The organism is Pseudomonas sp. (genome assembly GCF_026224925.1).
GTDB lineage: Bacteria > Pseudomonadota > Gammaproteobacteria > Pseudomonadales > Pseudomonadaceae > Aquipseudomonas.
Map to the genome: position 1 here is coordinate 1 of NZ_JAMFRV010000663.1, position 7,089 is coordinate 7,089.

The 7,089-nt window shown below is 58.2% G+C and carries 8 protein-coding genes; 4 read left to right on the forward strand and 4 right to left on the reverse strand.

Features of this window, described 5'->3' with window-relative positions; all coding sequences use genetic code 11:
• The 3 genes from M0974_RS27550 to M0974_RS27560 all read left to right on the forward strand — a co-directional run.
• Window positions 1–823: LysR family transcriptional regulator ArgP (locus M0974_RS27550; protein ID WP_297844649.1), on the forward strand; the 823-nt coding region annotated here is incomplete at its 5' end.
• Between the two features lie 76 nt (window positions 824–899).
• Window positions 900–1,892: an NAD(P)-dependent oxidoreductase gene (locus M0974_RS27555; protein ID WP_297844653.1), complete on the forward strand. Its 993-nt coding sequence runs from the start codon at window positions 900–902 to the stop codon at window positions 1,890–1,892.
• Between the two features lie 78 nt (window positions 1,893–1,970).
• On the forward strand, window positions 1,971–2,831 hold the full coding sequence (locus M0974_RS27560) for an ATPase (RefSeq protein ID WP_297844657.1): 861 nt from the start codon (window positions 1,971–1,973) through the stop codon (window positions 2,829–2,831).
• A 206-nt stretch (window positions 2,832–3,037) separates the two neighbouring features.
• Here the strand turns inward: M0974_RS27560 and M0974_RS27565 are convergent, their stop codons facing one another.
• The 3 genes from M0974_RS27565 to M0974_RS27575 are packed head-to-tail and all read right to left on the reverse strand — an operon-like array spanning window position 3,038 to window position 5,603.
• Window positions 3,038–4,087, reverse strand: a complete 1,050-nt coding sequence (locus tag M0974_RS27565) for an alkene reductase (protein ID WP_297844660.1) — start codon at window positions 4,085–4,087, stop codon at window positions 3,038–3,040.
• Window positions 4,088–4,105: 18 nt separating this feature from the next.
• Complete coding sequence (locus M0974_RS27570) at window positions 4,106–5,272, reverse strand: MFS transporter (protein WP_297844662.1); 1,167 nt, start codon at window positions 5,270–5,272, stop codon at window positions 4,106–4,108.
• A 28-nt stretch (window positions 5,273–5,300) separates the two neighbouring features.
• Entirely contained in the window at window positions 5,301–5,603 is a 303-nt protein-coding gene (locus M0974_RS27575; RefSeq protein WP_297844666.1) for a helix-turn-helix transcriptional regulator, read from the reverse strand.
• Window positions 5,604–5,765: 162 nt separating this feature from the next.
• Between M0974_RS27575 and M0974_RS27580 the strand changes: the two genes are divergently transcribed.
• The gene (locus M0974_RS27580; RefSeq protein WP_297844669.1) at window positions 5,766–6,359 is read left to right on the forward strand and encodes an ACP phosphodiesterase; all 594 of its coding nucleotides are present in this window, start codon (window positions 5,766–5,768) and stop codon (window positions 6,357–6,359) included.
• On the opposite strand, the gene M0974_RS27585 is transcribed toward M0974_RS27580, so the two are convergent.
• Window positions 6,323–7,087 carry a 1-acyl-sn-glycerol-3-phosphate acyltransferase gene (locus M0974_RS27585; RefSeq protein WP_297844672.1) on the reverse strand — a complete coding sequence of 255 codons (765 nt, stop codon included), beginning with the start codon at window positions 7,085–7,087 and terminating at the stop codon, window positions 6,323–6,325. The genes M0974_RS27580 and M0974_RS27585 overlap by 37 nt on opposite strands.
• Window positions 7,088–7,089 lie beyond the last annotated feature (2 nt).

A 7,089-nucleotide genomic window follows, 5' to 3' on the forward strand; every position in this document is an offset into this window, starting at 1 on the left:
GGGCTTGTCTCAGTCGGCAGTGTCGCAGCGGATCAAATTGCTGGAAGCACGGGTAGGGCAACCGGTGCTGGTTCGTGCCACGCCACCAACCCCCACCGAGATTGGCAGGCGCTTGCTCAACCATGTGCAGCAAGTACGTCTGCTTGAGCGGGACTTGCAGCGTCAGGTCCCTGCGCTGGATGATGAAGGCATGCCCGAGCGTCTGCGGATTGCCCTTAATGCCGACAGCCTGGCGACATGGTGGGCTGCCGTGGTGGGGGACTTTTGCGCGCAACAGCATTTATTGTTGGACTTGGTGGTCGAAGATCAGGACGTTGGACTCAAACGCATGCGTGCCGGAGAAGTAGCGGCGTGTTTATGCGGCAGTGAACGGCCCGTGGCGGGAGCCCGTAGCGTGTTACTCGGCGCTATGCGCTATCGTGCGCTGGCCAGTCCCGATTTTATCGCGAGGCATTTTCCGCAGGGCGTCACCGCTGAGCAGTTAGCGCGCTCGCCCGCATTGGTGTTCGGTCCTGACGACTTTCTGCAGCATCGTTACCTTGCCTCGCTGGGCGTAGAGGGTGGTTTCGAACATCATCTGTGCCCGTCGTCTGAAGGTTTTTTGCGCATGACCGAGGCTGGACTTGGTTGGGGCCTGGTGCCGGAGGTGCAAGTGCGTAATCAAATGCAGCACGGTTTGCTGGTCGAGCTGTTGCCTGATCAGCCGGTTGATGTGCCTTTGTATTGGCATCATTGGCGCAATGGCGGCCAGTTACTCACGCAACTGACCGACCTTCTGACCCAGCGAGCCGGTGAATGGCTGGTGCCGCTTGGCAATCAGTGAGCGTCAGTGGTCTTTAGCAAACAGTTGTTTCTAGCAAGCACCAGCTGTCACGAATACACAGTTAACGGAGCGGTAAATGAAGATTCTGGTCACCGGCGCGAGCGGCTTTATCGGCGGGCGCTTTGCGCGTTTCGCGCTAGAGCAAGGCTTGAGCGTACGGGTCAACGGCCGCCGCGCCGAGGGCGTCGAACATCTGGTGCGCCGTGGTGCGGAATTCGTACAGGGTGATTTGTCCGATCCCGAACTGGTCCAGCGGTTATGCCATGACGTCGAGGCGGTGGTGCATTGCGCGGGCGCGGTGGGTATCTGGGGCAAGCGCCAGACGTTCCAGCAGGGCAACGTTCAGGTGACGGAAAACGTTGTCGAAGGTTGCTTGAAGCAACAGGTTCGGCGGCTGGTGCATCTGTCGTCGCCATCGATTTATTTCGACGGGAACTCTCACCTGAACCTCAAAGAAGAGCAGGTGCCCAAACATTTCAACAATCACTACGCGGCCACTAAGTACTTGGCTGAACAAAAGGTTTTCGGTGCGGAAGAGTTTGGTCTGGAAGTCATTGCCTTGCGGCCCCGTTTTGTTACTGGCGCGGGCGATAACAGCATCTTCCCGCGCCTGCTGAACATGCAGCGCAAAAAGCGTCTTTCGATTATTGGCAATGGCCTGAACAAGGTCGACTTCACCAGCGTGCAAAACCTGAATGACGCCATTCTCAGCAGTTTGTTGGCCGCAGGTTCTGCGCTGGGCAAGGTTTACAACATCAGTAACGGTGCGCCTGTGCCACTGTGGGACGCAGTGAATTATGTGATGCGCCAGATGGACATGCCGCAGGTGACGCGTTATCGCTCGTATGGATTGGCCTACAGCGCAGCGGCCTTGAATGAAGGCGTATGTATGCTGTGGCCAGGTCGTCCGGAGCCGACGCTGTCTCGTTTGGGCATGCAAGTCATGAGCAAAGATTTCACGCTGGACATCAGTCGTGCCCGGCATTATCTCGAATACGAGCCGCGCGTTAGCTTATGGACGGCACTCGACGAGTTTTGCGGCTGGTGGAAAGCGCAACAACCCAATTGACCCTGGACGCTTTTGTAGGCGATTCGAGTGGTTATACTGCAATCCTTTCTGTCTCCGTGTCCCTTGAAGGTTTAACCAATGCGTAACGATCCTCACGACGACTTCGATGATGTACCGCACCTGAGTGCCAAAGACGACGACGATGATGATTTTGTGCCTACCGGTGGCGCCCGTGAGCGCACAACCGTGCGCTCACGCAGCACGCCTGTGGTGAACGTCAAGCGCGCTAGCACCGGGCCGATTTGGGCACTGGTCGGTGCCTTGTTCATCGCCTTTGCCGGGCTTGCCTGGTGGAGCTTTCAACAAATTTCGTTGATGGAGCAGCAGTTGGTCGCGACCCAGGAAAGCTTCGCGCGCATTAGCGAGGACGCTGCCGGTCGTTTGCAGGATATTTCCGGCAAGGTGGTCGCGACCCAGTCAGCTGCGACTAACAGCGAGGCGTTGAAGCTGCAAATCCAGAAGCTGGAAAGCAAGCTGAGTGATCAGGACAAGCAGCAAGAAGATGTATCCGGCCAGCAAGGCGAACTGGACAGTCGTTTGCAGCAGATGACCGCACAGACCAAGCAATTGCAAACCGCAAACACTCAATTGCAGGACCAGATGAAAAGCCTGGGCGCTGATTTGACTGCGCTGCAAGCGGCTCAGTCAGATTCAAAAGCCATCCAGTCGTCTCAGGCGCAACTGGATGCGCAGCTGAAAACCGTGAATGCCGATGTGGCAGCGTTGAAGAAGCAGGGTAACCCCAGCGTTGCGATCGACCGCCTTGAGCAGGAATTGCTGGTGCTTAAAAGTGAGCAGGACAACCGCCCGGCTGCGGCGTCTCAGAGTGGGGGTAGCACGGCTGAGTTTGACGCCTTTCGCGGTCAGGTCACCCGCAACATCAACACCCTGCAGAGCCAGATTCAGAACCTGCAACAGCAGATCAACGCGGCGCGTTGATCGTAGGGTAATGGTCTTTCTGTAGGACCGAATTTATTCGGGAAGGGAGCGCTGCGGTCTGTCTGATTCACCGCGCTGCAGCCTTCCCGAATAAATTCGGTCCCACAGGTAATTACCACCTCTGTAGGCTCGGAATCATTCGGGAAGAGATGCAAAAACGCCCAGACTCTAGCAAGTCAGGGCGTTTTTATTTCAGCCCCCATGCCTTACAGGCGTGGGTAGTCGATGTAGCCGACTGGGCCCTTGGCGTAGAAGGTGGCTGGAACCGGCGGATTCAGCGGCGCGTCTTGTTGCAGGCGTTCCAGCAGGTCCGGGTTGGCGATGTACGGCACGCCAAAAGCCACTGCATCCGCTTTGCCGCTGGACAGCCAGGCGTTGGCGCTGTCTTTGCTGAAGCTTTCGTTGACGATGTAGTGACCGCCAAACGCTTCTTTCAGTTGTGGCCCGAGGCTGTCGTCTGCCTCTTTCTCACGGGAGCAGATGAACGCGATACCGCGTTTGCCCAGCTCGCGAGCGATGTAGGTGAACGTCTCAGACAGGTTTGCATCGCCCATGTCATGGAGGTCGGCACGTGGAGACAAGTGCATACCCACACGGCCAGCCCCCCAAATCTCTACCACTGCATCAGTCACTTCCAGCATCAGGCGTGCACGGTTTTCCAGTGAGCCGCCGTATAGGTCGGTGCGCTGGTTGGTGCTGCTTTGCAGGAACTGGTCGAGCAGATAGCCGTTGGCGCCATGGATTTCAACACCGTCGAAGCCGGCTGCTTTGGCATTTTCTGCACCTTGACGGTAAGCATCAACCACGTCCTCGATTTCAGCCAATTCCAGCGCTCGCGGCGTCGGGTAATCAGCCAAAGGACGCACTAGGCTTACGTGGCCCGCCGGGGTAATAGCGCTTGGCGCGACCGGCGCGTCGCCGTTGAGGTACGAGGCGTGGGAAATACGCCCCACGTGCCACAGTTGCAGAACCATACGGCCGCCTGCAGCGTGTACGGCTTTGGTGATGTTGCTCCAGCCGCGAACCTGCGAGTCAGACCAAATACCTGGAGTATCCGGGTAGCCGACGCCCATCGGCGTGACCGAAGTCGCTTCGCTGATGATCAGCCCAGCCGAAGCCCGCTGAACGTAGTACTCAGCCATCAGCGCGTTGGGGACACGACCTTCGTCGGCGCGGCAGCGAGTCAAAGGCGCCATGATGACGCGGTTTGGCAGTTGCAAATCGCCCAAGGTGATCGGGTCAAAAATCGTGGTCATGATTAATCCTCTGAGTGATTAGTTAATAGCAGTAGCCACATCGGCGTTCACCGGCTGGCGGAAAGTAATAAGGGTCAATATCAGTGCAATCACGGCCAAGGCTGCTGCGGCCAACGGCACGCTACTTAAACCAAAGCCATGGGCAATCACGCTGCCGCCGACCCAGGCGCCCAACGCGTTGCCAACGTTAAACGCGCCGATATTCAGGGTCGAAATCAGGTTGGGTGCAGCTTTGCCGAAGGTCATCACGTTGATTTGCAGTGCCGGGACAGCCGCGAAACCGGCGGTGGCCCAGATGAACACGGTTATTTCAGTGGGGATCAGTGAGGCGCTGGTCCAGGTCAAAAGAGTGGAGACCACCGCCATGACGATGAACACACCAATCAACGTCCGGGACATGTTGCGATCAGCCAACTTGCCGCCAATAACGTTGCCGAGGGTCAAGCCCAGGCCGATCAGCAGCAGGGTCCAGGTGACGCCGCGCGGCGTAACGCCAGTGACTTCACCCAGCAATGGCGCCATGTAGGTGAACAGCGCGAATACCGACGCGGCAAACATCACGGTCATGCTCAATGACAGCCAGACTCCGGCGCCTCTTAGCGCTGTCAACTCGGCACGCATGTCGAGCTTTTCTTCATCGCGTTTGGCGGGCAGAAAGCGGATCAGGCCTATCAGCGAAATCACGCCAATCACCGTCACTGCGAAGAAGGTCGAGCGCCATCCGGCGTATTGACCCAGCGCTGTGCCGAGGGGAACGCCCAGCACGTTGGCCAGGGTCAGGCCGGTGAACATCATCGCCACTGCCGAAGCCCGACGGTTGGGCGCGACCAGATTGGCGGCGACCACCGAACCGATGCCGAAGAAAGCGCCGTGACACAGTGCAGTGACGACCCGAGCAAACATCAGCACGTTGTAGTCGCTGGCCAGGGCGCACAGCAGGTTGCCGATGATGAAGATCACCATCAACGACACCAACGCCGCTTTGCGTGGGAGTTTTGCGGTCACCATCGCCATGAAGGGCGCGCCGATGGCCACGCCCAAGGCGTACCCGGTGACCAGCCAGCCAGCGCCGGGAATTGAAACACCCAGGTCAGCCGCTACATCGGGCAGAAGCCCCATGATCACGAATTCTGTGGTGCCGATAGCGAAGGCGCTCAGGGCCAGCATCAGTAGCGAAAGAGGCACGAAGCGTCTCCTTGGAAAGTTTAGAAGGTCAGAGCTGTTTGCTTAACTCATGCAGGAACGCCTGGATGGTTTCTTCGTTGCGTCTGAAGAAGTGCCATTGGCCGACTTTTTTACTGGTGATCAGGCCGGCGCGTTGCAGAGTGGCTAAATGGGCAGAAACCGTGGATTGGGAAAGTCCCGCACGCTGGTCAATTTGTCCGGCACATACACCGTTCTCCAGTGAGTGTCCCTGTTCGGGGAAGTAGTGCCCCGAGTCTTTGAGCCACACGAGAATTTCGAGTCGCACAGGGTGAGCCAGGGCTTTTATTATTTCGTCGAGGTCGATAGGCATGTCGTTCTCAGATCGTGGGATAACGCTATATCGCGATGGGGCGAACTATATATCTGTATTTCGCGATATACAAATACGCAGGTGGACTAAGCGCTGCTTAAAACGCTATATCGGGTTATATCGATATAGGCTGACGTGCTGATAAGGCGTAAGCTTCGACTCATGAATTACCTTGCACACCTTCATTTGGGCGGCGAACGCCCCGCGCAATTGCTCGGCAGCCTGTATGGCGACTTCGTCAAAGGGCCGCTGCCGGGCCGCTTCACGCCTGAACTTGAATCGGCGATTCAGTTGCACCGCAGCATCGATACCTTCACCGACGCACATCCGTTGGTAAAAGAGGCGATTGCGCGCTTTCCCGCCGCACGTCGGCGTTACGCAGGCATCGTCTTGGACGTGTTCTTTGATCACTGCCTGGCGCGAGACTGGGCGCAGTATGCGGCGCAACCGCTGGACGACTTTACCCGTAGGGTTTACCAAGTGTTGGCGGCGGAACCTGCATTGCCGGAGCGTTTAGCGATGATCGCGCCACGCATGGCGGCTCAGGATTGGCTAGGTTCCTATCGTGACTTCGACGTACTGGATGCCGTGCTGCGCGGCATATCCCGACGCCTGTCGAGACCGGAAGGGCTGGCCGGCGCCATGCAAGAACTGCAGGCGCTGTACCGACCGTTGAGCGCGGACTTTGCTGAGTTTTATCCCTTGCTACAGGACTATGCTCAAGCGGCCTTGGCCGAGCGCGCCTCCTTGCGCTGAGCGGGTTGGGCGGTTTCGCCGAACAGCGCCAGATGCACGGCTTGTTGCGCCTGATACGCCAACGCGGCGCGTTCCTGTTGCTGACTGGCGATGGGTGTGAGCAGTTGGATGTGCACATCGCCCTGTTCGTTGGCAAACAAGCGGCGCAAGTGCGAGAGCAAATCATCATTGCCAATAAAGGGTGCGATAGGGCACGGCTTACCGTCGCGCAGGTAACGAATCGCCACCGGTTGCAACGGTACACCGGCGTCAATTGCGCTGGCCAACATGCGACCGTGGAACGTACGCAGGCTGCGCCCGTCGGTGGTGGTGCCTTCCGGGAATATCATCAGAGCATCGCGCTCTTGCAGGTGCCGGGTCATTTGCCCCAGCACCAGGCGGCTGTCGCCCGAACCGCGACGGATAAACAAGGTGCCGGCTTTGAGCGCCAACCAACCTGCTACCGGCCAGTTGCGTACTTCGGCTTTGGACAAAAATGACAGCGGCGCGATCATCCCCAGCAGCGGGATATCAGTCCACGACACATGATTGCTGACCCATAACATCGGCTCCCGAGGCAGTTCGCCGCTGACAGTTACGCGAAAGGGCAGCGCTGCACTCAGCCGCGCCATGAACCAGCGGGACCAGCGCTGACGACGCGCCATGGAGTCGCCGATGCTCAGCCGTTCGAGCACGCCAAACGCGCCCGCAATCGTCAGGCCCAAGGCGAGCACCCACAGCACCCGGATCA